Raw genomic sequence first — 25,192 nt, 5'->3', positions numbered from 1 at the left:
AGGACGCGTGAGCGGTCGCCGTTTCCCGTGGCTGTCGTACCTCGTGGTCGTGACCGGCGCCGTGCTCACGGTGGTGCCGTTCCTCGACATGGTGATGACGTCCTTCAAGGGCCGCGGTGAGTCCGGCACGCTGCCGTACCGGTTCCTGCCCCAGGCGTTCGACCTCTCCAACTACCGGGCGGCGATCGGCCAGTTGGACCTGCCGGTGCTGTTCCGCAACAGCGTGGTCGCCACCGCGCTGATCACCGGATCGGTGCTGCTCACGTCGTCCCTCGCGGGGTACGCGCTCGCCAAACTGCGCTTCCCGGGCCGGGACTTCGTCTTCCGCCTCGTGCTGTCCACGATGATGTTCCCGCCGTTCCTCTTCTTCATCCCGCACTTCCTGATCCTGGTGCACTGGCCGATGGCGGGCGGCAACGACCTGTTCGGGCGCGGTGGCGCCGGCCTGACCGTCAGCGTCGCGGCGCTCGCCATGCCTTTCCTCGTCAACGGCTTCGGGATCTTCCTGACCCGCCAGTTCATGGTCGCGATCCCGGACGAGGTCCTGGAGGCGGCACGCATCGACGGCGCCGGCGAGTTCACCGTGTGGTGGCGGATCGTCGTACCGCAGACCAAGCCGGTCCTGGTCACGCTCGGGCTGCTGACCTTCGTCGACGCCTGGAACGAGTACATCTGGGCGCTGCTCGTCTCGACCGCCAACCCGGACGTGATGACCCTGCCCGTCGGCATCCAGCTGCTCCAGGACCACGTCGACCCGACCCGCACGATGCCCATCGTCATGGCCGGCCTGGTCCTGAGCATCCTCCCGGTCCTGCTCCTCTTCCTGCTGCTCCAGAAGCACTACATCAGGGGCGTCATGCTCAGCGGCCTGAAGTGAGCCCGGCACCGCCGGGCGCCGTGCGCTAGAGCCCCACGATCCCGTTCCACCGCCGGGTGAACTCCGGGCGTTCCGTGGAGGTGATGTCACGGGCCACGGCGAGGCGGCGGCGCATACCGGAGTCCGGGAAGATCAGGGGGTTGTCGGCGAGGGCGGCCGTGTCCTTGTCCTTGGCGGCGGCCAGGACCTCGCGGGCCGCCGGGACCGGGCAGACGTAGTTCACCCAGGCGGCGAGCCGGGCGGCGACCTCGGGGGCGTAGTAGTAGTCGATCAGGCGCTCGGCGTTGGCCTTGTGGCGGGCCCGGTCGGGGATCATCAGGGAGTCCGACCACAGCTCGGCGCCCTCCTCGGGGACGACGAAGCGGATGTCGGGGTCGTCCGCCTGGAGCTGGATGACGTCGCCGGAGTACGCCTGGCAGGCGAGGACGTCCCCGCTGACCAGGTCCTTGGTGTAGTCGTTGCCGGTGAACCGGCGTATCTGGCCGCGGTGGACCTGCCGTTCCACCTGGTCGCAGACCTGGTGGAAGTCGTCGGCGGTCCACCGGGTGATGTCGACGCCGTTGCCCTGCATGAGCAGGGCGAACGACTCGTCCAGGCCGGAGAGCAGGGTCACGCGGCCCTTGAGGTCCTTGGCCCACAGGTCGGAGACACGGCGTATGTCGCGGCCGAGCGCGCGGCGGTTGTAGGCGATGCCGGTGATGCCGGACTGCCAGGGCACGGTGAACCGGCGGCCCTTGTCGAAGGCGGGCGAGCGGAGCAGCGGGTCGAGATGCCCGGCCACGTTCGGCTGGTGGGCGCGGTCCATCTCCTGGACCCAGCCGAGCCGGACGTACCGGGCGCACATCCAGTCGCTGATGACGATCAGATCCCGGCCGGTGGACCGGTGGCTCATCAGGGCGGGGCTGATCTTGCCGAAGAACTCGTCGTTGTCGTTGATCTCCTCGACGTAGTCGACGGAGATACCGGTGCGCTTCTCGAACCCCTCCAGCGTGGGCCGCAGGTTCGGGTCGTCATCGTCGGTGTCGATGTAGAGCGGCCAGTTCGCCCAGGTCAGCCTTCTGTCGCCCGCGGACTCGTCGGCCACGGTCCGGTCGGCGGGCGCCACATAGGCGGCGGGCACCCCGCAGCCGCCCAGGGCACCGAGCGCGGCGGTGCCCCCGAGGGCGGCGAGGAGGGAACGGCGGGACAGCGGGGGCCTGCGGGAGGAAGTCAGGAGCACCTCCGCAGGATGCCGCCCCGCCGCGCGAGGAGACAATCGACGCTGCGTCGAGCAGGCCGTCGCCGATCCGGCACGTTGTCGATCAGCCAACCGAAGCGGCGCGGGGAACTGTGCGAACAGCCCCCACGCGCCGGCAGCCGGACAACGGCCGGACCCGGCAGGGGACGTCAGCCGTCCAGCGACGTCATCACGTGCTTGATCCGCGTGTAGTCCTCGAAGCCGTACGCCGACAGGTCCTTGCCGTAGCCGGACTTCTTGAAGCCACCGTGCGGCATCTCGGCGACCAGCGGGATGTGGGTGTTGATCCACACGCAGCCGAAGTCGAGCTTCTTGGACATGCGCATCGCGCGGGCGTGGTCCTTGGTCCACACCGAGGACGCGAGCGCGTACTCGACGCCGTTGGCCCACTCGACGGCCTGGTCCTCGTCGGTGAAGGACTGCACGGTGATGACCGGGCCGAAGACCTCGTTCTGGATGATCTCGTCGTCCTGCTTCAGGCCGGAGACGACGGTCGGGGCGTAGAAGTAGCCCTTGTCGCCGACCTGCTGGCCGCCCGCCTCGACCTTGGCGTGGGCGGGGAGGCGCTCGATGAAGCCGGAGACCTGCTTGAGCTGGTTGGGGTTGTTCAGCGGGCCGAACAGCACGTCCTCGTCGTCCGGCTGGCCGGTCTTCGTCTCGGACGCGGCCTTGGCGAGCGCGGCCACGAACTCGTCGTGGATGGACTCCTGCACGAGGACGCGGGTGGCGGCCGTACAGTCCTGGCCGGCGTTGAAGAAGCCCGCCACGGAGATGTCCTCGACGGCCTTGGCGATGTCGGTGTCCTCGAAGACGACGACCGGGGCCTTGCCGCCCAGCTCCAGGTGGACCCGCTTGAGGTCCTTGGAGGCGGACTCGGCGACGGACATGCCGGCGCGCACGGAGCCGGTGATGGAGGCCATGGCCGGGATGTCGTGCTCGACCATCATGCGGCCGGTGTCGCGGTCGCCGCAGATGACGTTGAAGACGCCCTTGGGCAGGATCGAGCCGATGATGTCGGCGATCAGGACGGTGGAGGCCGGGGTGGTGTCCGACGGCTTCAGGACGACCGTGTTGCCGGCGGCGATGGCCGGGGCGAACTTCCACACGGCCATCATCATCGGGTAGTTCCAGGGCGCGACCTGCGCGCAGACGCCGACCGGCTCACGGCGGATGATCGAGGTCATCCCGTCCATGTACTCGCCGGCCGAGCGGCCCTCCAGCATCCGGGCCGCGCCCGCGAAGAAGCGGATCTGGTCGACCATCGGCGGGATCTCCTCGGAGCGGGTGAGCCCGACCGGCTTGCCGGTGTTCTCCACCTCGGCCGCGATCAGCTCCTCGGCGCGCTCCTCGAAGGCGTCGGCGATCTTCAGGAGGGCCTTCTGCCGCTCGGCCGGCGTGGTGTCGCGCCAGCCCGGGAAGGCGCGGGCGGCGGCCTCCATGGCGGCGTCCACGTCCGCCTGCCCGGACAGCGGCGCGGTGGCGTACGCCTCGCCCGTCGCCGGGTTGACGACCTCGGTGGTCCGTCCGTCGGCGGCGTCCCGGAACTCACCGTCGATGTAGTTGCGCAGACGACGCAGCTCGGTGCTCACTGCCGGCCTCCTGATCTGGTTCAAGCTGTCCGATCTCTGAGACACCCACCCTAGTCGGCGCACCGACGTTTTCAACACCCCCACCGCGACCACTTCTGCGAAATCCGCAAGGTGAGGTCTCGCAAACAACGAATTTCATCGATCGGGCCTTGCGAAACTGTCGAGACGTCGTGCACAGTGAGGCCGTGGCCAGTCGAAGCGCAGACCAGAGGGACTCGTCCCGCGAGTCCAGGAACGGCGGCAGTCCCCAGCTGGACGCCGTCTCCCTCGCCATCATCCAGCAGCTCCAGGAGGACGGCCGCCGGCCGTACGCCGCGATCGGCAAGGCCGTCGGCCTGTCCGAGGCGGCCGTGCGGCAGCGCGTGCAGAAGCTGCTGGACCAGGGCGTGATGCAGATCGTCGCCGTCACGGACCCGCTCACCGTGGGCTTCCGCCGGCAGGCGATGGTCGGGATCAACGCCGAGGGCGATGTCGAGAAGATCGCGGACGCGCTGACTGACATGTCGGAAGTCGAGTACGTGGTGATGACCGCGGGCTCGTTCGACATCCTCGCCGAGATCGTCTGCGAGGACGACGACCACCTGCTGGACGTCATCAACAAACGCATCCGGTCCCTGCCCGGAGTGCGCTCCACCGAGAGCTTCGTCTACCTGAAGCTCAAGAAGCAGACCTACATGTGGGGAACCCGATAACCGTGAGGACCCGATAACCGTGAGCAGCAAGGACCTCAGCCGCACCGCGTACGACCACCTGTGGATGCACTTCACCCGCATGTCCTCGTACGAGAACTCCCCCGTCCCGACCATCGTCCGGGGTGAGGGCACCTACATCTACGACGACAAGGGCAAGCGCTACCTCGACGGTCTCGCGGGTCTGTTCGTGGTCCAGGCCGGGCACGGCCGCACGGAACTCGCCGAGACCGCCTTCAAGCAGGCCCAGGAGCTCGCCTTCTTCCCGGTGTGGTCCTACGCCCACCCCAAGGCCGTCGAGCTGGCCGAGCGCCTCGCCGACTACGCCCCGGGCGACCTGAACAAGGTCTTCTTCACCACCGGCGGCGGCGAGGCCGTCGAGACCGCCTGGAAGCTCGCCAAGCAGTACTTCAAGCTCCAGGGCAAGCCGACCAAGTACAAGGTCATCTCCCGCGCGGTCGCCTACCACGGCACCCCGCAGGGCGCCCTGTCGATCACCGGCCTGCCGGCTCTGAAGGCCCCCTTCGAGCCGCTGGTGCCTGGTGCGCACAAGGTCCCGAACACCAACATCTACCGCGCGCCCATCCACGGCGACGACCCGGAGGCCTTCGGCCGCTGGGCCGCCGACCAGATCGAGCAGCAGATCCTCTTCGAGGGCCCGGAGACCGTCGCCGCGGTCTTCCTGGAGCCGGTGCAGAACGCCGGCGGCTGCTTCCCGCCGCCCCCCGGCTACTTCCAGCGCGTGCGCGAGATCTGCGACCAGTACGACGTGCTGCTCGTGTCGGACGAGGTCATCTGCGCCTTCGGCCGCCTCGGCACGATGTTCGCCTGCGACAAGTTCGGCTACGTCCCGGACATGATCACCTGCGCCAAGGGCATGACCTCGGGCTACTCCCCGATCGGCGCGTGCATCGTCTCCGACCGGATCGCCGAGCCGTTCTACAAGGGCGACAACACCTTCCTGCACGGCTACACCTTCGGCGGCCACCCCGTGTCGGCCGCGGTGGGCCTCGCCAACCTCGACCTGTTCGAGCGCGAGAACCTCACCCAGCACGTCCTGGACAACGAGGGCGCCTTCCTGCAGACGCTGCAGAAGCTGCACGACCTGCCGATCGTCGGCGACGTCCGCGGCAACGGCTTCTTCTACGGCATCGAGCTGGTGAAGGACAAGAACACCAAGGAGTCCTTCAACGACGAGGAGACCGAGCGCGTCCTGTACGGCTTCCTCTCCAAGGCGCTGTTCGACAACGGCCTGTACTGCCGTGCCGACGACCGCGGCGACCCGGTCGTCCAGCTCGCCCCGCCGCTGATCTCCGACCAGGGGACCTTCGACGAGATCGAGCAGATCCTGCGGGCCACCCTCACGGAGGCGTGGACCAAGCTCTGATCATCCGACGGGATGACCGACCCCGGCCCCGGTGCCCTCCGTTCGAGTGAGAACGGCGGCCCGGGGCCGTGTGCTGTCCGGGCTCCCGTCCGGGACCTGCCTAGCGTGCCAGTGACCGATCGGCCCAGCCCTCGTTCCCCCGGACGGAGGAACAGGCACGGGAAAACGGATCTGAACCGAGGTGTACGCCCATGGAGGCTCCGCCGGACAACGACGTGCTCTGGGCACGCTCCCTGCACTTCAGCCACCGCGACGGCTCCCCCGGACTCGCCGGGGTCTCGCTCGGCGTACGGCAGGGCGAGATCCTCGCCGTCAGCGGCCCGCGCGGCAGCGGCAAGACGACCCTGCTGCGCTGCCTGTCCGGCCTGGAGCCGGTGCGGTGCGGCGAGGTGTGGTTCAACAGCTCCCCCGTGCACACGCTCGGCCCGATGGCCCGCGAACGGCTGCGCCGGGACCGCTTCGGCTGGATCGACCCGGAGCCGTTCCTGGTCCCCGAGCTGAACGTCTGGGAGAACGCCGCGCTCCCGCTGATGCTGCGCGGCGCCGGGCGCCGCCGGGCCAAGGTGGCCGCGCTGGAGTGGCTGGAGCGGCTGGACGTCGGCGAGAAGGCCCGCAGCCGCCCGCGCGACCTCCAGCACGCCGAACGCCAGCGCGTCGCCATCGCCCGCGCACTCGCCCCCGGCCCCACGGTCCTCTTCGCCGACGAGCCCACGGCCCCGCTGCACCGCGCCGACCGCGGCCACGTCCTGCGCACCCTCACCGCGGCGGCCCGCTCGCACGGCATCACGGTCGTCCTCGCCACGCACGACGCCGAGACCGCCGCCCTCGCCGACCGTACGGTGGCCCTGCTGGACGGGCGGCGCGTGCACACCGTGCACCTGCCGGACAGCCCCGACACGGAAGGCCGGGCCGCGTGCTCGCTCTCCGTCTGACCCGTGCCGCCCGGCCCGCCGTCCAACTGCGCCGCCTGCTGGTGGCCGCGGCCTCGGCGGGCACCGGTTTCCTGCTGCTGTCCTGCCTCGGCCACGCCCTGAACCACCCCGAGGCCGCGGACGCCTCCGCGCTGCGCCTGGCCTGGTGCGCGGTGCCGCTCGCCGCCACGGTGTACCTGGCGCTCGCGGTCGCCCGCACCGACCCCGGCACCCGGCCGCGCCCCGGCCTGTCCGCCGTGGGCCTGGGCCCGGCCCGTCTCATGGCCCTCTCCGCCCTGACGACGGCCCTGTCCTGCACCCTGGGCTCGCTGCTGGCCCTGCTGGTCTTCCTCCACCTGCGCGGCGACCTGACGGGCATGCCGTTCGACGGCGCGGCGGCGGACGTCCTGGCTGCGGACCGTTCCCTCCCTCTCCCGGCGACCCTGACCCTCCTCGCCCTGCTCCCGGCCACGGCGACGACGGCGGTGGCCCTGGCCCTGCGCCCGAGGGACCCGGTCCCCCCGCCCCGGACCGGCCCGGGCTTCGGCCGCTTCGGGGCGTACGGGGGATCGCCGAAGCAGGAGACGTTCGGAGCGGCGGGACGCTTCAGGGGACGCGCGGCGGCGGCCCCGCGGGCACAGGCGGCAACGGACCCGCGTCCCGCGGGCGGTGACGAGGCAGCGCAGGGAACGGGACCCGACCCCGAGCCCGCCGCACCCACCCCCGCACCGGACACCGAGGTCCAGCCCCCCGCCGGCCTGCCCTGGGGGGTGGCCCTCGTCACCGCCGGACTGGCCGTACAGGCCCACGCCGGCCGCTCCACCCCCGCCCCCTCCCTCGCCGTGCTCCTCGGCTGGCTCCTCACCGCCACCGGTCTCGTCCTGGCCGCCCCCGGCCTGACCCATCTGTGCGGACGGCTCCTGCAGTGCACCCGCCCGGGGGCGCTGAGGCTGCTCGCCGGCCGGGTCCTGATGGCGGAGGCCGCCCGGATCGGCCGCCCGCTGGGCGTGGTCTGCGCGGTGGCGTCCGCCGGCTACGCCATGACCGCCCTGTACGACGGTGCCGGCCCGGCCCCCGCCTTCGGCCCGCTGTCCGCCCTCGGCGCGCTCGTCGTCGCCGGTTCCACGCTCGCCACCCTCCTCACCGCGGCCGTGGAGGCCCGCCAGTGCCGCGCCGACACCATCGCCGCGCTGCTCCGCCTCGGCGCGCCCGCCGCGATGCTGCGCGGCGCCGCCGCCCTCCGCGCGGCCGCCCTGCTGGTCCTCTTCGGCCCGCTCACCCTCGGGATCGCCGCGCTGTCGACGCTGCCGCTGACCTGAAAAAACTTCGGCGGTCGCCGATGAGTCCGGCGCGGGCCGCCGGTCTACCCACCGAACACGACGCACCGCGCACGACCCGGACGGAAGAGGCCCGCATGTACCAGCAGATGATCTTCGTGAACCTGCCCGTGAACGACCTGGACGCCGCCAAGAAGTTCTTCACGGAACTCGGCTACTCGATCAACCCGCAGTTCAGCGACGACAAGGCGGCCTCCGTGGTCATCAGCGACAGCATCGTCGCGATGCTGCTGACCAAGCCGTTCTACGCGACCTTCACCAAGAAGGAGATCGCCGACGCGACGACGACCAGCGAGGTGCTGATCTGTCTGAGCGCCGAGAGCCGCGAGAAGGTGGACGAGCTGGTCGACAAGGCCATCGCGGCCGGTGGTACGGCGAGCGGCGAGCCCCAGGACCAGGGCTTCATGTACGGCCGCGCCTTCGACGACCTCGACGGCCACACCTGGGAGGTCGTGTGGATGGACCCGGCGGCCATCCAGAGCTGACCCCGGGGCCCGAACATCCGTGCCAGCATGGGCGGGTGCAACCGACACCCGCCCAGCCGCACCGCGCCGCCCACGACCGCGAGATAGAGTCCCTCGCCGAGTTCGACGAGGTGGTCGCCGAACACGGCTCGCTCGCCCGGTTCCGGGTCCAGGCCGTCGACCTGACCAGCCGTACGGACGTCCTGCTCCGCCTCGACACCACGGGCGCCGTCTTCCTCGGCTGCCCGATGGACCCGGAGGCCGCCGCCCGGGTCCGGGCGGCCGGGGCCCTGGTGTTCCCACCGGTACCGGGGCTCCCGTTCGACCCGTACCGCGCCTTCGTCTACACGCCCGACGAGCTGTTCGAGTCGCTGGACGCGGGGTACGAGGTGACGCCGGACGCGCGCGCCTACGCCTGGTTCCAGCGGACGCGGGCCGACGGTGACGTCTTCTCCTCGATGCTCCGCTCGATCCACGACGACGCCGTCTCCGACGCCCTGGACGAACTCCTCGTCGGCGCCCGGGTGGTGGGTGTCATGGGCGGCCACGCGATGGCCCGTGGGACCGACGCGTACGCCGGTGCCGCCCGGCTCGGCCGCGAACTCGCCCGCGCCGGCTACACGGTCGCCACCGGCGGCGGACCCGGCGCGATGGAGGCCGCCAACCTCGGTGCGTACGCCGCTCCGTTCGGCGACGACATGCTGGACGACGCGCTCCGGCTGCTCGCCAAGGCACCCTCGTTCCGGCCGTCGGTCAGCGAGTGGGCGCGCGCCGCGTTCGAGGTGCGCGAGCGCTGGCCGGGAGGCGGGGACTCGGTGGGCATCCCCACCTGGTTCTACGGCCACGAGCCGCCGAACGCCTTCGCCGCGCACATCGCCAAGTACTTCGCCAACGCCACCCGCGAGGACGGCCTGCTGGCCCGCTCCACCGCCGGGGTGGTCTTCCTGCCGGGCGCCGCCGGGACCGTACAGGAGGTCTTCGACAACGCGACGCCCAACTACTACGAGTCGCGCGGCGAGCCGACCCCGATGGTGCTCGTGGACAGCGGGCACTGGACGCGGGAGCTGCCGGCCTGGCCGTTGCTCCGGTCGCTGGCGCGGGGGCGGGCGATGGAGTCCCGTATCGCCCTCGTTGACCGGATCGAGCAGGCTCCGGACGCGCTCAAACGTCTGGGCGGTTAATAAGCGGGCAAAGTCAACGGCCGTTGACGGCCGATGCGTTGACACTCCTTATGGAGCGCTTATAAACCTGGGAGCCTCCCGGGGTTGCTGGGGCCTCAGCTGTCCGTGTCTCATCCCTCGCCCCAACTCCCCGTCCACCCCCCGCAATTGCACTCTGTAAAGGACAAACGTTGTCCATGACTCTCCGTGGCGCACGCCGTTCCGTGCGCGTTCTGGGTGTCGCCTCCGGGTCGGCGGCGCTGGTGCTGGGACTGGCCGGCTCCGCTCTCGCGTGCAACATCAAGGACTTCTCCGCCGAAGCCAAGTGCGACGGCGACAAGGGCGTCATCGTCGTCACCGACACCGACGCGTCCGCCAAGGACGCCACCGTCAGCGTCTTCCTCAAGGGCGTCGGCGGTGTCGAGACCAAGGTCGGCGAGCAGCCGGTCAAGGGGTCCAAGGAAGGCGTCCGGATCACCTTCTCCGAGGACTGGAAGCCGAGCGCCACCTACCGGATCCACGTCAAGGCGGGCACCCTCGTCGACGAGGACATCCAGCCGGACCTGGTGACCCCGTCCACCGCCTGCACGACCGAGAGCGAGACCCCGAAGCCGACGGCCAGCGCGACCCCGTCGCCGTCACCGTCGTCGTCGCCGGGCAAGTCCGCCCCGGCCCAGCCGGCGACCCCGGCCCCGTCGGCCTCCGGGTCGAGCTCCGCCCCGGCCGGCACCGCCGAGAACGCGCCGTCCCCGGCGGCCGGTGAGTCCAACCTCGCCGAGACCGGTGCGAACTCCAACACCGGTCTGATAGCCGGCGTCGCGGCGCTGCTGGTCGTCGTCGGCGGTGGCGCCGTCTGGTTCGGCATGCGCCGCCGTGGGGCGAGCCGCAACGGCTGACCTCACCGCCGTACCGCGCCGGCCCGTCCCCTGTGCCCAGGGGGCGGGCCGGGGCGCGTCAGCCGAAGGTGGTCCGCTCCAGCCAGAACGCCAGCACCTCGCGCTCGCCGAGCACCTCCAGGCCGGGCGTGTCCAGCGGCAGCCCGCAGCCGGAGTTCAGCATCCCGGCCCACGCCCACACCCCGGTGTCGAAGCCGGCCTCGTGTCCTCCAGCGAACAGTCGGGGCAGGTCGGCACGGTGGCGGACAGGTCGACACACCAGGCCACCACGGCTCTCAACCGCTCGACCCGCTGGGCGATCTCGTCGCGGTAGCGGTCATGCGTGAGCAAAGGCATGGCCTCAGCCCAAGGGCGTGATGATCAGTCGAGCACGACGGTTTCGGCCACGTCGAACTCCACGCCGACCGAGGCGCCGGGCTCCGGCGCGTCCCGGAGCGGGCAGGCCGCCTCCAGTCGGGGGCCGTCCGCCGGCTGGAGGTGGACGGCCACATGGGTGCCCTTGAAGGTGCGGGCGGTCACCGTGCACGCCAGGCCCTGGTCGGCGGGCCCGAGCCGGACGCCGGCCGGGCGGACGAGGACCGTACGGTGGCCCTGCGCGGAGCCGTCCGGCACCGGCAGCTTGCCCCACGGGCTGTCGGCGACCGTACCGGCGACGGTCGCCGGGACCACGTTCTCGAAGCCGAGGAAGCGGGCCACGAACGCGTCGGCGGGCCGCTGCCACACATCGAGCGGCGTCCCGGACTGGGCGATGCGCCCGTCCCGCATCACCACCACCCGGTCGGCCAGCGCGAACGCCTCTCCCTGGTCGTGGGTCACGGCCAGCACGGTCGTCCCCAACCGGCCGAACAGCTCCCGCAGTTCGACCACCAGCCGTTCCCGCAGCGAGCGGTCCAGCTGGCCCAGCGGCTCGTCCAGCATCAGCAGCCGGGGCCGGGGCGCGAGCGCCCGCGCGAGGGCCACGCGCTGCTGCTCGCCGCCGGACAGCGAGGCCACCGCCCGCCGGGCGGCGCCGGGCAGCCCGACCAGCTCCAGCAACTGGCCCACCTCGGCGTCCCGTTCCCCCTTGGCGACGCCGTGCATACGCAGACCGAACGCCACGTTCGCGCCGACGTCCCGCTGCGGGAACAACTGGTGGTCCTGGAACATCAGTCCGACGCCCCGCTGGTGCGCGGGTACACCCGTCTGGTTCCGGCCGTCGAGCAGGATCCGTCCACCGGACAGTGGCTGGAGCCCGGCCACGGCCCGCAGCAGCGTCGACTTCCCGCTGCCGCTGGGCCCGAGGACGCACACCACCTCGTGCTCGGCGACTTCGAGGCCGACGGCGTCGAGCACGGCCCGCCCGCCGAAGCGCACGGTCGCGGCCTCCAGGCTCAGCAGCATCTAGAACTCCCCCGTCCGGTCGGTCCGCAGCCGCTCCAGGACGAGCAGCGCGGCGGCGCACACCACCATGAGAATCGTCGAGAGGGCCATCGCCTGGCCGTAGTTGAGGTCGCCGGGACGGCTGAGCAGCCTGGCGACCGCGACCGGGAGCGTCGGGTTGTCGGGCCGGGCGATGAACACGGTGGCCCCGAACTCGCCGAGCGACACGGCGAACGCGAAGCCGGCCGCGACCAGCAACGCCCGCCGTACCAGCGGCAGATCCACCTCCCGCCACACCCGCCAGGGCGAGGCGCCCAGCACGGCCGCCGCCTCCCTGAGCCGGACGTCCACCGCGCGCAGCACGGGCAGCATGGTCCGTACGACGAACGGGGCACCGACCAGCGCCTGGGCGAGCGGCACCAGGATCCAGGACTGGCGCAGGTCCAGCGGCGGCTTGTCGAGCGCGATCAGGAAGCCGAAGCCGACGGTCACGGCGGAGACGCCGAGCGGCAGCATCAACAGCGCGTCGAAGCCCCGCACCAGCCGTCCCGCGTCCCGCCGGGACAGCGCGGTGGCGGCGAGCCCACCGATCACCACGGCGATGGCGGTGGCCGCGACCGCGTACTGGAGCGAGGTCCACACCGCGTGCACGGGCGCCACCAGGAACGTACCGCCGTCCGTGTGGGTCAGCGCCCGGTAGTAGCCGAGGCCGGGCGCGTCCAGGGAACGGCGGACGAGGACGGCGAGCGGCAGGACCAGCAGCAGCGCCACGACGGCGAGGACCGAGGCGAGCAGGGCCCACTGTCCTGCGCCGCGCGGACGCCGGGCCGTCACCTTCGGGTCCACGAGCCGCAGCGCGGTCTCCCGGCGCCGTACCGTCCAGGCGTGCACGGCGAGGACCGCGCCGACCGCCGCGAACTGGACCAGGGTGAGGACGGCGGCCGTGGACAGGTCGAAGACCTCCGAGGTCTGCCGGTAGATCTCCACTTCGAGGGTGGAGAAGGTGGGGCCGCCGAGGATCTGCACCACACCGAAGGAGGTGAAGGTGAACAGGAACACCATCAGGGCGGCGGCGGCCACGGCGGGCGCGAGCGCGGGGAGGGTGACCTTTCGCCAGGCCGTCAGCGGGGAGGCGCCCAGCATCCGGGCGGCCTCCTCCTGCCGGGGGTCGAGCTGCGCCCACAGCCCGCCCACGGTCCGCACGACGACCGCGAAGTTGAAGAAGACATGGGCCAGCAGGATCGCCCACACCGTGGTGTCCAGCCGTACCCCCCACAGCTCGTCCAGCAGCCCGCCCCGGCCGACCAGCGCCAGGAAGGCACTGCCCGCGACGACGGTCGGCAGCACGAACGGGACGGTGACGACGGCCCGCAGAAGTTGCTTGCCCGGGAAGTCGAGGCGGGCGAAGACGTAGCCGGCGGGCAGGGCGAGCAGCAGGGTGAGCGCGGTGGAGGCGAGCGCCTGCCAGGTGGTGAACCACAGCACGTGCCGGATGTCCGGCTGGGCGACGACGTCCACGATCCGCCCGAGGTGCCAGGCGCCGTCCGCCTTCAGCCCGCGCGCGACGATCGCGGCCACGGGCCAGGCGAAGAACAGCGCGAAGAACGCGACGGGCAGGGCCATGAGGCCGAGCCGAGCCGCGTTCCCGCGCCTGTCCCTCACTCGGGCGGTCACTTCAGTACGAGTGACGTCCACGACTTGACCCACTGGTCGCGGTTGGCGGCGATCTTGTCCGGGGCCATGGTCTCGGGATCCTTGGCGGCCGGCCCGTACTTGGTGAAGTCGGCGGGGACGGCGGCCCCTTGCACGACCGGGTAGACGAACATGTTCAGCGGCATGTCCTGCTGGAACTCCTTGGTGAGCAGGAAGTCGAGGAACGCCTTGCCGCCCTTGGTGTTCTTCGCGTTGCTCAGCAGCCCGGCGTACTCGGTCTGCCGGAAGCAGGTCCCGTACGACACCCCGGTCGGGGCGGTGCCGGGCCGCTTCTTGGCGTAGATCACCTCGGCGGGCGGGGAGGAGGCGTACGACACCACGAGCGGCCGGTCGCCGCCCGCCTTCCTGCCTTCGGAGGAGCCGGAGAACTCCTGGTAGTAGGCCTGCTCCCAGCCGTCGACGACCTTGACGCCGTTGTCCTTCAGCTTCTTCCAGTAGCCCTGCCAGCCCCCGTCGCCGAACTGTGCGGCGCTGCCGAGCAGGAAGCCGAGGCCCGGCGAGGAGGTGGCCGCGTTCTCGGTGACGAGCAGGTTCTTGTACCGGGGCTCGGCGAGGTCGGCGAAGGACTGCGGCGGCGTCAGCTTGTGCGCGCTGAACCAGGCCTTGTCGTAGTTGACGCAGATGTCGCCGGTGTCGACGGGCGTGACGCGGTGCTTGTCCTGGTCGACGCGGAACTCGGGCCGGACCGTGTCGTAGCCCTTGGCCTGGTACGGCTGGAAGAGCCCGTTGTCCAGGGCCCGGGACAGCAGGGTGTTGTCGACGCCGAAGAAGACATCGCCCTGCGGGTTGTCCTTGGTCAGGACCGCCTTGTTGACGGCCTGCCCGGCGTCCCCGTCCTTGAGGACCCTGACCTTGTACCCGGACTGCTTCTCGAAGTCCTTCAGCACGTTCTTGGAGACGGCCCACGAGTCGTGGCTGACGAGGGTCACCGTCTTGGAGTCCGCGGACGACCCGCTCCCGCCGGAACCGCACGCGGACAGGCCGATCAGGCCCAGCCCGACCGCCACGGCCACGAAGGTCTTGTTGTGCACTGGATGTCCTCCTGGGGTTGGCCAGGAAGAGACGCGGCCCCGCCCGGGCTCCGCTGGGGAGACCCGGGCAGGGCGCAACAGCTTGAGTGATGACCGAACTCCCTACCCAGAATGACCTGGGCGAGGTTCAGAGGGTCTGCGGCCCGGTGCCGCACTCTCAGCGCTGTGGCGCTCCCCTGTCGGAATATGAAGATATGTGGACGGGGTCAGATTACCGCTCGGTGGCCGCGAGCTGACCGCAGGCCCCGTCGATCTCCTGTCCACGGGTGTCCCGGACGGTGACGGGCACGCCGTGCGCGGCGATGGCCTCCACGAACGCCTTCTCGTCCTCCGGCCGCGACGCGGTCCACTTCGACCCCGGCGTCGGGTTCAGCGGGATGAGGTTGACGTGCACGGGCTTGCCCTTCAGCAGCCGCCCGAGCCTGTCCCCCCGCCACGCCTGGTCGTTGATGTCGCGGATGAGCGCGTACTCGATGGACAGCCGGCGCCCGGACTTCTCCGTGTACTCGAACCCGGCGTCCAGCACCTCGCGCACCTTCCACCGCGTGTTCACGGGGACGAGGGTGTCGCGCAGCTCGTCGTCGGGGGCGTGCAGGGAGATCGCGAGCCGGCACTTGAAGCCCTCGTCGGCGAACCGGTGGATGGCCGGCACGAGCCCGACGGTGGAGACGGTGATCCCGCGCTGCGAGAGGCCCAGCCCGTCCGGGGCCGGGTCGGTGAGCGCCCGGATGGCGCCGACGACCCGCTTGTAGTTGGCGAGGGGCTCGCCCATCCCCATGAAGACGATGTTGGACAGCCGCGCGGGCCCACCGGGCACCTCGCCGTCCCGCAGCGCCCGCATGCCGTCCACGATCTGGTGGACGATCTCCGCGGTGGACAGGTTCCGGTCCAGCCCCGCCTGCCCGGTCGCGCAGAACGGACAGTTCATACCGCACCCGGCCTGCGAGCTGATGCACATCGTGACCCGGTCCGGGTACCGCATCAACACGGACTCGACCAGCGTCCCGTCGAACAGCCGCCACAGCGTCTTGCGCGTGGTCCCCTGGTCGGTGGACAGATGCCGCACGACGGTCATCAGCTCCGGGAACAGCGCTTCCTGGAGCTTTGCGCGGGAACCGGCGGGGATGTCGGTCCACTGCTCCGGGTCGTGCGCGTACCGCGCGAAGTAGTGCTGCGAGAGCTGCTTGGCACGGAACGGCTTCTCACCGATCCCGGCCACCGCGTCCTTGCGCTCGGCGGGCGTGAGGTCGGCGAGATGCCGCGGCGGCTTCTTGGCTCCGCGCGGCGCGACGAAAGTGAGTTCTCCGGGCTTGGGCATGGTGGTTCCAGTGTCGCAGATCCGAACGGGTGGCCCGGCGCGTGCGTGAGGCGGTCGTTCCTAGTCGTCGTCGGTGTCCCCGCTGCCGCCCCGGCTCCGGCTCTTCTGGGCGCTGCTCACCAGTTCGCCCGCGCCGCGTGTGAGGGCCGCGACGATCCGGACCCAGCGTGGGCCGCCGCGCTCCGCCCACACCACGCACACGCAGCCGCCGATGACGAGCGCCAGGACGCCGAGCAGTAGAAAGATCATGTTCCCCCCTGTGTTCCTGCGTACCTTGCCATGCGACGGGTCACCACGTCACGGGCAGAATCCTCGGTCCGCGGATCAGGCCCCGCCGTTGGAACTCCACCTCCTCGGGCGGCACGGCCAGGCGGATGCCGGGGAAGCGGGTGAGTACGGCGCCGATCATGACCTCGGCCTCCATGCGGGCCATGACGGCGGCCAGGCAGTGGTGCGGGCCGTGCCCGAAGGCCACATGGGCGAGGTTGTCGCGGTCGAAGTCCAGGGCGCCGGGGTCGGGGAAGACCTCGGGGTCGCGGTTGGCGGCGAGGTAGGCGTTGTAGACGACGTCACCGGCCCGGATCAGCCGGCCGCCGACCTCCACGTCCTGAGTGGCGACACGGGGGATGCCGACGCCGTTGCGGTGCGGGACGTAGCGGAACAGCTCCTCCACGGCCCGGGGCAGCAGCTCCGGCTCGCGGCGCAGCCGGTCCAGGTGGCCGGGGTGGGTGAGCAGCGCGTACATCATCGAACCGCTGTTGTTGCGGACCGCGTGGCCGCCGCTGACCTGGACGGCGATGGCGAGGGAGACCGCCTCCTCGTCGGTGATCTCGCCGGCCGCGGTGGCCCGCGCCAGCACGCCGGCCAGGTCGTCGCGGGGGTCCTCTCGGCGCCTGCGGAGCAGTTCGGTGATCAGGGCCCGGGTGGTCCGGGCCGCCTCCTTTGCCCGCTCCTCCGACCCGGCGCCCGCGGACAGCAGGGCCTCGCCCGTCGCGGCCCAGCGGTGCCAGTCCCTCTCCGCCACGCCGAGGAAGTCGCGGAGCACGGCGATCGGGAAGGGGCCGTGCAGGTGCTCCATGAGGTCGGCCGGGGCGCCGGCGCGCTCCATCCCGTCGAGCAGGCCGGCGGCCCTGCGCTCCGCGAGCGGTCGCAGCCGCCGCATGCTCCGCCCGGTGAACGCGCGGGCGACGACCCGGCGCAGCCGGGTGTGCCGGGGCGGATCGATGTACTGCAGGCCCGCCGTCTGCGAGGCCACCGGCACCGGGCGCATCGTGGTGACGGCACGGCCGACGACCCGTTCCCGGGAGAAACGCGGGTCCGAGGTGACGAACCGGACGTCCTCGTACCGCGTGACCAGCCAGGCGCACCCCTCGCCGTACGGCAACCTGATCCGCGCGACCGGCTCCTCACGCGACAACACGTCCAGCAACGGATCGGGGGCGAGCGCGGGCAGGTCGTCGACGGGCCAGAACCGGACGGGCGGGGGTGGCGGGGTGGAAGCGGGACCGGGGCCGGGGCCGGGGGCAGCGGAGGCGGGCACCGGGTCGGCCGACAGGGGCGTCGGGTCGAGGGGCATCGGCTCACTCCCTGCTGCGTCGCCGGGCGGCGGTGGAACGGTCGCCCTCTGAGGGAGTCTGCCGCGCACCGGCACCGCCCGCCGACTCCTGCTGCGGCATCCGGGTACGGCGGAGTGGAACGGGTACGACGACGGCCCCCGCCCTGATTCAGGACGGGGGCCGGAAAGCCGTAGCGCTCACGAGGACCGCTCACGTGGAGCCGACGAAGATCACCATCAGCAGCCACACCACCGGCGCCGTGGGCAGCAGCGAGTCGAGCCGGTCCATGATGCCGCCGTGCCCGGGAAGCAGGGTGCCCATGTCCTTGATGCCCAGGTCCCGCTTGATCATGGATTCGCCGAGGTCGCCCAGCGTGGCGCTGGCCGCGACGGCGAGGCCCAGCAGCAGGCCCTGCCACCAGCTGCCGTCGTCGATCAGGAACTGCATGCACAGCGCGCCGGCGACCATCGCGAACAGCACCGCGCCCAGCAGCCCCTCGCGGGTCTTGCCGGGGCTGATGCGCGGCGCGAGCTTGTGCTTGCCGAAGCGCCAGCCGACCGCGTAGGCGCCGGTGTCGCTGACGACCGTGAGGAGCAGGAAGGTGAGCACCCGCCAGGGGCCGTCGTCGGCGGTGAGCATCATCGCGACGAACGTGGCCAGGAACGGCACGTAGAACGCGGCGAAGAGGCCGGCCGTGACGTCCCTGAGGTAGTTCTCCGGCGGCTCCGTCATCCGCCAGACCAGCGCGGCCAGCGCCGTCAGCGCCATGGCGACCCACGCGCCCTCGGCCCCCCGCACATACCCGGCGACGACCATCGCCGCGCCGCCGACCGCGAGCGGCACCAGCGGCGCCTTGATGCCCTTGCGTTCCTGGAGCCTGCTGGTCAGCTCCCACAGGCCGACGACGACGGCGACCGCGATCACGCCGACGAACACGGCCTTGACGATGAACAGGGACGCGACGATCACCACACCCAGCCCGACGCCGACGCCTATGGCCGCGCTCAGGTCACGGCCCGCGCTCTTCTTCTGCGGCGCTGGCGCCGGCTGCGGGACGTCGGGCATGGGCTCCGGGTTCTGGGTCTCGGCCGGGAGTTCCCGGGCCTGGAACGTCTCGTCTCGGAACAGGGGGCCGCTCAGCCGAGCGGCCCCCCGGTCGTCGTCCTGGTCTCCTCCGCCGTACGCGGGGGCGTCGGGCACAACGGGCATGGGGCGGGTCTGCTGCGCCTCAGGCGCATCGTATGCGGGACCCGCCGGGCCGGCCCCCGGGACAGGCTGGGCGGGCCCACCTGCGGTGGGTCCCCAGTACCCGGCCTGGCCCGCCGATGGCGGCGCCCCCCAGGAAGAGTCGCTCATCAGACTTCGAGCAGCTCCGCTTCCTTGTGCTTGAGGAGCTCGTCCACCTGGGCGACGTACTTCGCCGTGGTGTCGTCGAGCTCCTTCTCCGCACGACGGCCCTCGTCCTCGCCGACCTCGCCGTCCTTGATCAGCTTGTCGATGGCGTCCTTGGCCTTGCGGCGCACCGAGCGGATCGAGACCTTGGCGTCCTCGCCCTTGCCCTTGGCCACCTTGATGTACTCGCGGCGGCGCTCCTCGGTCAGCTCGGGGAACACCACCCGGATGATGTTGCCGTCGTTGCTGGGGTTGACGCCCAGGTCGGAGTCGCGGATGGCCTGCTCGATGTTGCGCAGAGCGCTCTTGTCGAACGGGGTCACGACCGCCATGCGCGGCTCCGGCACGGAGAACGAGGCCAGCTGGTTGATCGGCGTCGGGGCACCGTAGTAGTCGGCCACGATCTTGTTGAACATCGCCGGGTGCGCACGGCCGGTGCGGATCGCGGCGAAGTCCTCCTTGGCGACCACGACGGCCTTCTCCATCTTCTCCTCGGCTTCGAGGAGGGTCTCTTCGATCACCACTTGCTCCTGCGTGTCTTGAGTAAGGCCCGGCTGCGGTTCCTGAACTCGGTCGGCGGCCGGCTGCGTCGCGTCTTCTTCCTGCACGGTTCCCGACCGGCAGGACATTGTCCATCCCCCGGCCGGGGTCCGGCCCCCTCACGGGGCCGCACATCACCGGCCGGGTTGATCCGGGGTCAGTCCCGGCTGCCCTGGTCACCCACCAGCGTGCCGATCTTCTCACCCTTGACGGCACGGGCGATATTGCCCTCCGCGAGAAGCTCGAAGACGAGGATCGGGAGCTTGTTGTCGCGGCACAGCGTGATGGCGGTGGCGTCGGCGACCTTGAGGTCCCGGGTGATGACCTCGCCGTAGCCGAGGGCGTCGAACTTGACGGCGTCGGGGTTGGTCTTGGGGTCGGAGTCGTAGACCCCGTCCACGCCGTTCTTGCCCATGAGCAGCGCCTCGGCGTCGATCTCCAGGGCCCGCTGGGCGGCGGTGGTGTCGGTGGAGAAGTAGGGCATGCCCATACCGGCGCCGAAGATGACCACGCGGCCCTTCTCCAGGTGGCGCACGGCGCGCAGCGGGATGTACGGCTCGGCGACCTGGCCCATGGTGATGGCGGTCTGCACGCGGGACTGGATGCCCTCCTTCTCCAGGAAGTCCTGGAGGGCGAGGCAGTTCATCACGGTGCCGAGCATGCCCATGTAGTCGGAGCGGGCGCGGTCCATGCCGCGCTGCTGGAGTTCGGCGCCGCGGAAGAAGTTGCCGCCGCCGATGACGACCGCGATCTGGGCGCCGTCGCGCACGACGGCCGCGATCTCACGAGCGATCTTGTGCACCACGTCCGGGTCGACGCCCAGTCCCCCGCCACCGGAGAAGGCCTCTCCGGACAGCTTCAGCAGAAACCGGCCGCGTACTTTGCCGTCGTCGCTCTTCTGGGCCTTGGTGGTCATGGGGATCCCAACTCTTTCACGTGTTGCACATACGAAGAAGGCCATTGCCGATGGGGTTGCTTTTCGCTCCCATGCGCGGCAATGGCCTCCTCGTCAGATCTGCTGCCGTCCGCCCCACGCCGGGGTGCGGCGGTGTGCGCGGACGACTGCGGTCGACCCTATCGGGATTTCCTCATGGATTTCTCCGGGGGTCGCGCGTCGATCGCGGTACGGACTCAGATGCCGACCTTGATGCGCGAGAAGCGCTTCAGGGTGACACCGGCCTCGTCCAGCACCTTCTGGACCGACTTCTTGTTGTCGAGCGCGTACGGCTGGCCGAGCAGCGTGGCGTCCTTGAAGAAGCCGTTGAGACGACCCTCGACGATCTTGCCGATCGCGGCCTCGGGCTTGCCCTCGGCGCGGGTGGTCTCCTCGGCGATGCGGCGCTCGGACTCGACGACGTCGGCCGGCACGTCCTCCTTGGAGAGGTACTTCGGCGCGAAGGCGGCGATGTGCTGGGCGACGCCCTTGGCGACCTCGGCGTTCGGCTTGTCGAGCTCGACCAGGACACCGATCTGCGGGGGCAGGTCGGGCATGGTGCGGTGCATGTAGGCGGTGACGTAGCCGTCGGAGAACTGCGCGAAGCGGTCCAGGACGATCTTCTCGCCGAGGTTGGCGTTGGCCTCGTCCACGAACGCCTGGACGGTCTTGCCGGACTCGATCTCGGAGGCCAGCAGGGCCTGGAGGTCGGCCGGGTTCGTCTTGGCGACGTGCTCGGCGATGGCGTTGGCCACGGCCTGGAACTTCTCGCCCTTGGCGACGAAGTCCGTCTCGCACTTCAGCTCGACCAGGACACCGGAGGAGTTGTCGTCGGCGATGATGGAGACCACGGCGCCGTTCTCGGCGGAGCGGCCCTCGCGCTTGGCGACGCCCTTCTGGCCCTTGATGCGCAGCGCCTCGACGGCCTTCTCGACGTTGCCCTCGGCCTCGTCCAGCGCCTTCTTGCAGTCCATCATGCCGGCGCCGGTCAGCTCACGGAGCTTCTTGACGTCGGCGGCGGTGTAGTTCGCCATGAGTCTGTGAGTCTTTCTCGAAGTCTGGAAGATCTTCAGATCCGCACGGTCCGCGGTCCAGGTCCCAGGGGACCGCGGACCGCGTACGTCGTGCCGACCTACGGGTGAACAGCGGGGGCGGAGTCATGTCCCGCCCCCGCCGTCGAACGCTGACGGATCGGCGTCAGGCCTGCTCGGCCTCGGCGGCCGGAGCCTCGGCGGCCGGAGCCTCGGCGGCCGGAGCCTCGGCCGGCTTCTCGGCCTCGGCGGCCGGAGCCTCGTCCTTCTTCTCGCCTTCGAGCAGGTCACGCTCCCACTCGGCGAGCGGCTCGCCCGCGGCCTTCTCGCCCTTGTCGCCGGTGGCGACGCCGGAGCGGGCGATGAGGCCCTCGGCGACGGCGTCGGCGATCACGCGGGTGAGCAGGGTGACGGAGCGGATCGCGTCGTCGTTGCCCGGGATCTTGTAGTCGACCTCGTCGGGGTCGCAGTTGGTGTCGAGGATCGCGACGACCGGGATGTTCAGCTTCCGGGCCTCACCAACGGCGATGTGCTCCTTCTTGGTGTCCACGATCCAGACGGCGCTGGGCACCTTCTGCATCTCGCGGATACCGCCGAGGGTCTTCTCCAGCTTGGCCTTCTCGCGCGAGAGCACGAGAAGCTCCTTCTTGGTCAGACCGGAAGCGGCGACGTCCTCGAAGTCGATCTGCTCAAGCTCCTTGAGGCGCTGCAGACGCTTGTAGACGGTCGAGAAGTTGGTGAGCATGCCGCCCAGCCAGCGCTGGTTGACGTAGGGCATGCCGACGCGGGTGGCCTGCTCGGCGATGGCCTCCTGCGCCTGCTTCTTCGTGCCGACGAACATGACCGTGCCGCCGTGGGCGACGGTCTCCTTGACGAACTCGTAGGCGCGGTCGATGTACGACAGCGACTGGAGCAGGTCGATGATGTAGATGCCGTTGCGCTCGGTGAAGATGAAGCGCTTCATCTTCGGGTTCCAGCGACGGGTCTGGTGACCGAAGTGGACGCCGCTCTCCAGCAGCTCCCGCATCGTGACGACGGCCATGGCCGTTTCTCCTTGGTGTTCTCGGTTGTGCCGCGTCCGCCGGACGGCGGTCGCGCCTGACGCCCGCGATGCGCCGTGCCGCGAAGGACCGAGGGGCGCTTGGTACGAACCGTTGCCGGCTGCCGTACCGGGGCGTGCGAAGTCGACCCGGTGACCCGGATCGCCAGAAGAAGTGTACGGGACCGGCGAGGCGCCGGGTGACGCCGCTGTCCACAACCGGCGAGTGGTCCACAGGCTCAGGCCACGATCGGCGGGTGTGCGGGACGGTGTCGCCATGCGACGAACGATGCGATGTGCGCTGCTGTGGCCGGCGCTGGTCCTGGGGCTGGCGCTGGGCCTCGGGTCGGCGCTGGTCCTGCTCACGCCTCTGGCCTGGGCGGAAACCCCTCCCGTGGAGCCGCCGCGCCCTCCGGCGGCCTCCGTGCCGACCGTGGCCCGCGCCTGGCCGGTCGGTGTCCGCCCGCCGGTCCTGCGTGGCTGGGAACCACCGGCGACGGTGTACGGCCCCGGGCACCGGGGGGTGGACCTGGGAGCGCCGGCCGGGGCGCCCGTACGGGCGATCGCACCGGGCCGGGTGCTGTTCGCGGGGCGGGTGGCGGGGCGGGGCGTGGTCTCGGTGGAACTGCGGGGGACGGATCTGCGGACGACGTACGAGCCGGTGCGGGCGTCGGTCCGGGAAGGGGAGGAGGTGGGGGCCGGGGGGGTGGTCGGGGTGGTGGAGCCGACGGGGTCCCACTGTGGGACACGGACGTGCGTGCACTGGGGTCTGCTGCGGGGAGAGGCGTACGTGAACCCGCTGTCCGTGCTGCCACCGTGGCTCCTGGGCGGGGGGCTGTCGAGATTGCTGCCGGTTGGGTCTTAGCGGGGTCGGGTGTGCCTTGGCTGTGGGGTGGGGCCCGATCGGTCGTTCACACCGGAGCCCTGCTGGGCCGTAGCTGCGGGACCGGCGAGGTCACTCCGGTCGCGATCCGGCCGCGGGCCCGTCGTGACCGGCTCGCGCAGTTCCCCGCGCCCCTTCGCGGCGCTGCCGTGGCGTTGGTCCGGTTGCGCGGTCTCCTGGCGGGGGTTCGGAACGTCACTGCCCCTGGTCGGTGTTGGCTGGGTTCAGCCGTTCACGCCTCGTAGTGCCATGGCCACGGCCGCGTCCGTCACCACTGTGGGGTCCTCGGCCGCGCCCAGCTCGATGCGCCGTACCGCAGCGTCCACGATCCCCTGCACCAACATCGCCGCCAGCCGGGGCTGCTCGTGTCCCAGCTCCTCCAGTGCCTCGACGATCATCGCGACGAGCCCTCCGTGGGCCGCACGGATCTTCTCCCGGGCCCCGGCATCCAGCTCACTCGCGGAGATGGCGACGACCGCCCGGTGCCGCCGGTCCCCCACCAGCGCGAGCTGCCGGCGCACATACGCCTCGACCTTGCCCTCGGCCGTCCCGGCCCGCTCCATCGCCGCCGCGACCTCCGCCGCCCACACCGGGAAGTCGACCTCGCACAGCTCCTCGACCACGGCGGCCCGGGACCGGAAGTACTCGTACACGGACGACCGCGCCAGCCCCGTCCGCTCGGCCAGCGCGGGGAAGGTCAGCGCCTCCGTCCCGCCCTCGGACAGCAGGGACCGAGCCGCGTCCAGCAGGGCGGCTCGCTGCATCGACCGGTGTTCGGCCACGGAGGCCGCTCGAATCCTTGGCACGGCGACCACTTTACGGACACGCCGTCCCGGAAGGGAGGAGTCAGCGCCCGAAGCTCGCCAGCTTGGCCCGCAACTGGAGCACCGACTTGGTGTGGATCTGGCTGACCCGGCTCTCGGTGACCCCGAGCACATTGCCGATCTCGGCGAGGGTGAGCCCCTCGTAGTAGTACAGGGTGACGACGGTCTTCTCCCGCTCGGGCAGCGTGTTGATCGCCCGCGCCAGGAACCGCCGCAGCTCGCGGTCCTCGGCCACCTCCACCGGATTGTCGGCGGCGGTGTCCTCCAGCGTGTCCATCAGGCTGAGCCGGTCCCCGCCCTCGCCGCCGACGTGCAGCAGCTCCTCCAGGGCGACGACGTTGGCCAGCGACAACTGACTGAACACGGCGTGCAGTTCGTCGACCTCCATGCCCAGCTCGGCGGCGACCTCCCCTTCCGTCGGCGTCCGCCGCAGCCGCGCCTCCAGGGTGGCGTAGGCACGTTCGACGTTGCGCGCCTTCTGCCGGACCGAGCGGGGGATCCAGTCCAGCGCCCGCAGCTCGTCGATCATCGCGCCGCGGATCCGGGTGATCGCGTACGTCTCGAACTTGATCTCCCGGTCGATGTCGAACTTCTCGATCGCGTCGATCAGCCCGAACACGCCCGAGGAGACGAAGTCGGCCTGCTCCACATTGGGCGGCAGCCCGACACTGACCCGGCCGGCCACGTACTTGACCAGCGGCGAGTAGTGCAGGATCAGCTGCTCCCGGAGCCGGTCGTCCCCCGTCGCCTTGTACGACCGCCACAGCTCGTCGAGTGTCGAGGGAGCGGGCGGTCGCACGCTGCCACCGTCGCGGGCGGCTGGGGGGATCGCCGCCCGGTCGGACCCGGAGGTGTGCTGGGGCATTCGTCGCCTTGTGCCGTTCTGCCGTGAAGTGCCGTGAAGTGCCGTGGAGTGGGCGGAGGTGGGGTTCCTGGGGGTGAAGTGGGGCTGCCTGGGTGAGGTGACGGTCTGATGTGGGGTTGGCGCGATCTGCGCCACCGCCTTCGTGAGCGTAGCGTGACTG

25 protein-coding genes and 1 riboswitch are annotated in these 25,192 nt (G+C 71.0%); of the genes, 9 read left to right on the top strand and 16 right to left on the bottom strand.

What is annotated here, in order from left to right:
- The first annotated feature begins 7 nt into the window (after window positions 1-7).
- Window positions 8-877, top strand: a complete 870-nt coding sequence (locus ACH4LD_RS28965) for a carbohydrate ABC transporter permease (RefSeq protein ID WP_398057135.1) — start codon at window positions 8-10, stop codon at window positions 875-877.
- A 25-nt stretch (window positions 878-902) separates the two neighbouring features.
- On the opposite strand, the gene ACH4LD_RS28960 is transcribed toward ACH4LD_RS28965, so the two are convergent.
- Window positions 903-2,096 carry an extracellular solute-binding protein gene (locus tag ACH4LD_RS28960; RefSeq protein ID WP_398057136.1) on the bottom strand — a complete coding sequence of 398 codons (1,194 nt, stop codon included), beginning with the start codon at window positions 2,094-2,096 and terminating at the stop codon, window positions 903-905.
- 167 nt (window positions 2,097-2,263) lie between these two features.
- Window positions 2,264-3,703, bottom strand: a complete 1,440-nt coding sequence (locus ACH4LD_RS28955) for a gamma-aminobutyraldehyde dehydrogenase (RefSeq protein ID WP_031097257.1) — start codon at window positions 3,701-3,703, stop codon at window positions 2,264-2,266.
- Between the two features lie 170 nt (window positions 3,704-3,873).
- Here ACH4LD_RS28955 and ACH4LD_RS28950 point away from each other — a divergent pair, with 170 nt between their 5' ends.
- The 7 genes from ACH4LD_RS28950 to ACH4LD_RS28920 all read left to right on the top strand — a co-directional run bounded on the left by ACH4LD_RS28950 (window position 3,874) and on the right by ACH4LD_RS28920 (window position 10,547).
- Window positions 3,874-4,395, top strand: coding sequence for an Lrp/AsnC family transcriptional regulator (locus ACH4LD_RS28950; RefSeq protein ID WP_041665515.1), 522 nt, complete (start codon window positions 3,874-3,876; stop codon window positions 4,393-4,395).
- A 19-nt stretch (window positions 4,396-4,414) separates the two neighbouring features.
- Window positions 4,415-5,779 (top strand): aspartate aminotransferase family protein, encoded by a 1,365-nt coding sequence (locus ACH4LD_RS28945; RefSeq protein ID WP_398057137.1) that lies wholly within the window; start codon window positions 4,415-4,417, stop codon window positions 5,777-5,779.
- 191 nt (window positions 5,780-5,970) lie between these two features.
- Entirely contained in the window at window positions 5,971-6,711 is a 741-nt protein-coding gene (locus ACH4LD_RS28940; protein ID WP_132788814.1) for an ATP-binding cassette domain-containing protein, read from the top strand.
- Complete coding sequence (locus ACH4LD_RS28935; RefSeq protein WP_398057138.1) at window positions 6,693-8,009, top strand: hypothetical protein; 1,317 nt, start codon at window positions 6,693-6,695, stop codon at window positions 8,007-8,009. The genes ACH4LD_RS28940 and ACH4LD_RS28935 overlap by 19 nt, the downstream gene beginning before the upstream one ends.
- A gap of 95 nt (window positions 8,010-8,104) precedes the next feature.
- Window positions 8,105-8,512, top strand: coding sequence for a VOC family protein (locus tag ACH4LD_RS28930; protein ID WP_132788816.1), 408 nt, complete (start codon window positions 8,105-8,107; stop codon window positions 8,510-8,512).
- A 35-nt stretch (window positions 8,513-8,547) separates the two neighbouring features.
- Window positions 8,548-9,672, top strand: a complete 1,125-nt coding sequence (locus ACH4LD_RS28925) for an LOG family protein (RefSeq protein ID WP_398057139.1) — start codon at window positions 8,548-8,550, stop codon at window positions 9,670-9,672.
- Window positions 9,673-9,848: 176 nt separating this feature from the next.
- Window positions 9,849-10,547 (top strand): LAETG motif-containing sortase-dependent surface protein, encoded by a 699-nt coding sequence (locus tag ACH4LD_RS28920; RefSeq protein ID WP_398057140.1) that lies wholly within the window; start codon window positions 9,849-9,851, stop codon window positions 10,545-10,547.
- Window positions 10,548-10,605: 58 nt separating this feature from the next.
- Here ACH4LD_RS28920 and ACH4LD_RS28915 read toward each other — a convergent pair whose 3' ends face one another.
- The 12 genes from ACH4LD_RS28915 to rpsB all read right to left on the bottom strand — a co-directional run bounded on the left by ACH4LD_RS28915 (window position 10,606) and on the right by rpsB (window position 22,463).
- Window positions 10,606-10,806 carry a hypothetical protein gene (locus ACH4LD_RS28915; protein ID WP_398057141.1) on the bottom strand — a complete coding sequence of 67 codons (201 nt, stop codon included), beginning with the start codon at window positions 10,804-10,806 and terminating at the stop codon, window positions 10,606-10,608.
- A 101-nt stretch (window positions 10,807-10,907) separates the two neighbouring features.
- Window positions 10,908-11,927 (bottom strand): ABC transporter ATP-binding protein, encoded by a 1,020-nt coding sequence (locus ACH4LD_RS28910; RefSeq protein ID WP_398057142.1) that lies wholly within the window; start codon window positions 11,925-11,927, stop codon window positions 10,908-10,910.
- On the bottom strand, window positions 11,928-13,529 hold the full coding sequence (locus ACH4LD_RS28905) for an ABC transporter permease (RefSeq protein WP_398057143.1): 1,602 nt from the start codon (window positions 13,527-13,529) through the stop codon (window positions 11,928-11,930).
- A 47-nt stretch (window positions 13,530-13,576) separates the two neighbouring features.
- The gene (locus tag ACH4LD_RS28900; protein WP_398057144.1) at window positions 13,577-14,650 is read right to left on the bottom strand and encodes a thiamine ABC transporter substrate binding subunit; all 1,074 of its coding nucleotides are present in this window, start codon (window positions 14,648-14,650) and stop codon (window positions 13,577-13,579) included.
- An 81-nt stretch (window positions 14,651-14,731) separates the two neighbouring features.
- Window positions 14,732-14,838: riboswitch (TPP riboswitch) on the bottom strand.
- Window positions 14,839-14,861: 23 nt separating this feature from the next.
- Complete coding sequence (rlmN, locus tag ACH4LD_RS28895; RefSeq protein ID WP_103811152.1) at window positions 14,862-15,968, bottom strand: 23S rRNA (adenine(2503)-C(2))-methyltransferase RlmN; 1,107 nt, start codon at window positions 15,966-15,968, stop codon at window positions 14,862-14,864.
- Between the two features lie 60 nt (window positions 15,969-16,028).
- Window positions 16,029-16,217: a hypothetical protein gene (locus ACH4LD_RS28890; protein ID WP_398057145.1), complete on the bottom strand. Its 189-nt coding sequence runs from the start codon at window positions 16,215-16,217 to the stop codon at window positions 16,029-16,031.
- Between the two features lie 40 nt (window positions 16,218-16,257).
- Window positions 16,258-17,544: a cytochrome P450 gene (locus ACH4LD_RS28885; RefSeq protein ID WP_398057146.1), complete on the bottom strand. Its 1,287-nt coding sequence runs from the start codon at window positions 17,542-17,544 to the stop codon at window positions 16,258-16,260.
- A 190-nt stretch (window positions 17,545-17,734) separates the two neighbouring features.
- On the bottom strand, window positions 17,735-18,880 hold the full coding sequence (locus tag ACH4LD_RS28880) for a phosphatidate cytidylyltransferase (protein WP_398057147.1): 1,146 nt from the start codon (window positions 18,878-18,880) through the stop codon (window positions 17,735-17,737).
- Window positions 18,880-19,437 (bottom strand): ribosome recycling factor, encoded by a 558-nt coding sequence (gene frr, locus ACH4LD_RS28875; RefSeq protein ID WP_014675285.1) that lies wholly within the window; start codon window positions 19,435-19,437, stop codon window positions 18,880-18,882. Before frr ends, ACH4LD_RS28880 begins: the two co-directional genes overlap by 1 nt.
- 176 nt (window positions 19,438-19,613) lie before the next feature.
- Window positions 19,614-20,372: a UMP kinase gene (gene pyrH / locus ACH4LD_RS28870; protein ID WP_014675284.1), complete on the bottom strand. Its 759-nt coding sequence runs from the start codon at window positions 20,370-20,372 to the stop codon at window positions 19,614-19,616.
- Window positions 20,373-20,587: 215 nt separating this feature from the next.
- Window positions 20,588-21,424 carry a translation elongation factor Ts gene (tsf, locus tag ACH4LD_RS28865; RefSeq protein WP_132788823.1) on the bottom strand — a complete coding sequence of 279 codons (837 nt, stop codon included), beginning with the start codon at window positions 21,422-21,424 and terminating at the stop codon, window positions 20,588-20,590.
- A 163-nt stretch (window positions 21,425-21,587) separates the two neighbouring features.
- A complete protein-coding gene (gene rpsB / locus ACH4LD_RS28860; protein ID WP_398057148.1) occupies window positions 21,588-22,463 on the bottom strand; it encodes a 30S ribosomal protein S2 in 876 nt (291 codons plus the stop codon).
- Between the two features lie 274 nt (window positions 22,464-22,737).
- On the opposite strand from rpsB, the gene ACH4LD_RS28855 reads away from it, so the two are divergent.
- Window positions 22,738-23,325, top strand: coding sequence for a M23 family metallopeptidase (locus ACH4LD_RS28855; protein WP_398057149.1), 588 nt, complete (start codon window positions 22,738-22,740; stop codon window positions 23,323-23,325).
- Window positions 23,326-23,567: 242 nt separating this feature from the next.
- Here ACH4LD_RS28855 and ACH4LD_RS28850 read toward each other — a convergent pair whose 3' ends face one another.
- Together ACH4LD_RS28850 and whiG are read right to left on the bottom strand one after the other, a co-directional pair.
- Window positions 23,568-24,125 carry a TetR/AcrR family transcriptional regulator gene (locus tag ACH4LD_RS28850; protein ID WP_132788915.1) on the bottom strand — a complete coding sequence of 186 codons (558 nt, stop codon included), beginning with the start codon at window positions 24,123-24,125 and terminating at the stop codon, window positions 23,568-23,570.
- 64 nt (window positions 24,126-24,189) lie between these two features.
- The gene (gene whiG / locus ACH4LD_RS28845; RefSeq protein WP_030649029.1) at window positions 24,190-25,032 is read right to left on the bottom strand and encodes an RNA polymerase sigma factor WhiG; all 843 of its coding nucleotides are present in this window, start codon (window positions 25,030-25,032) and stop codon (window positions 24,190-24,192) included.
- Window positions 25,033-25,192: the final 160 nt, after the last annotated feature.

Source organism: Streptomyces sp. NPDC017676, from assembly GCF_044329325.1.
Lineage (GTDB): Bacteria > Actinomycetota > Actinomycetes > Streptomycetales > Streptomycetaceae > Streptomyces.
Note: the sequence above shows the minus strand (reverse complement) of the source record. Positions and strands in the feature narration are given on the sequence as shown.

What these genes read in the sequence shown, in the direction of transcription:
- ACH4LD_RS28940 (WP_132788814.1), top strand. Translation starts at nt 5,971, where the DNA reads ATGGAGGCTCCGCCGGACAACGACGTGCTCTGGGCACGCTCCCTGCAC.
- ACH4LD_RS28930 (WP_132788816.1), top strand. Translation starts at nt 8,105, where the DNA reads ATGTACCAGCAGATGATCTTCGTGAACCTGCCCGTGAACGACCTGGAC.
- ACH4LD_RS28920 (WP_398057140.1), top strand. Translation starts at nt 9,849, where the DNA reads ATGACTCTCCGTGGCGCACGCCGTTCCGTGCGCGTTCTGGGTGTCGCC.
- ACH4LD_RS28910 (WP_398057142.1), bottom strand. Translation starts at nt 11,927, where the DNA reads ATGCTGCTGAGCCTGGAGGCCGCGACCGTGCGCTTCGGCGGGCGGGCC.
- ACH4LD_RS28905 (WP_398057143.1), bottom strand. Translation starts at nt 13,529, where the DNA reads ATGGCCCTGCCCGTCGCGTTCTTCGCGCTGTTCTTCGCCTGGCCCGTG.
- rlmN (WP_103811152.1), bottom strand. Translation starts at nt 15,968, where the DNA reads ATGCCCAAGCCCGGAGAACTCACTTTCGTCGCGCCGCGCGGAGCCAAG.
- ACH4LD_RS28890 (WP_398057145.1), bottom strand. Translation starts at nt 16,217, where the DNA reads ATGATCTTTCTACTGCTCGGCGTCCTGGCGCTCGTCATCGGCGGCTGC.
- ACH4LD_RS28885 (WP_398057146.1), bottom strand. Translation starts at nt 17,544, where the DNA reads ATGCCCCTCGACCCGACGCCCCTGTCGGCCGACCCGGTGCCCGCCTCC.
- ACH4LD_RS28880 (WP_398057147.1), bottom strand. Translation starts at nt 18,880, where the DNA reads ATGAGCGACTCTTCCTGGGGGGCGCCGCCATCGGCGGGCCAGGCCGGG.
- pyrH (WP_014675284.1), bottom strand. Translation starts at nt 20,372, where the DNA reads ATGACCACCAAGGCCCAGAAGAGCGACGACGGCAAAGTACGCGGCCGG.
- tsf (WP_132788823.1), bottom strand. Translation starts at nt 21,424, where the DNA reads ATGGCGAACTACACCGCCGCCGACGTCAAGAAGCTCCGTGAGCTGACC.
- rpsB (WP_398057148.1), bottom strand. Translation starts at nt 22,463, where the DNA reads ATGGCCGTCGTCACGATGCGGGAGCTGCTGGAGAGCGGCGTCCACTTC.
- ACH4LD_RS28855 (WP_398057149.1), top strand. Translation starts at nt 22,738, where the DNA reads ATGCGACGAACGATGCGATGTGCGCTGCTGTGGCCGGCGCTGGTCCTG.
- whiG (WP_030649029.1), bottom strand. Translation starts at nt 25,032, where the DNA reads ATGCCCCAGCACACCTCCGGGTCCGACCGGGCGGCGATCCCCCCAGCC.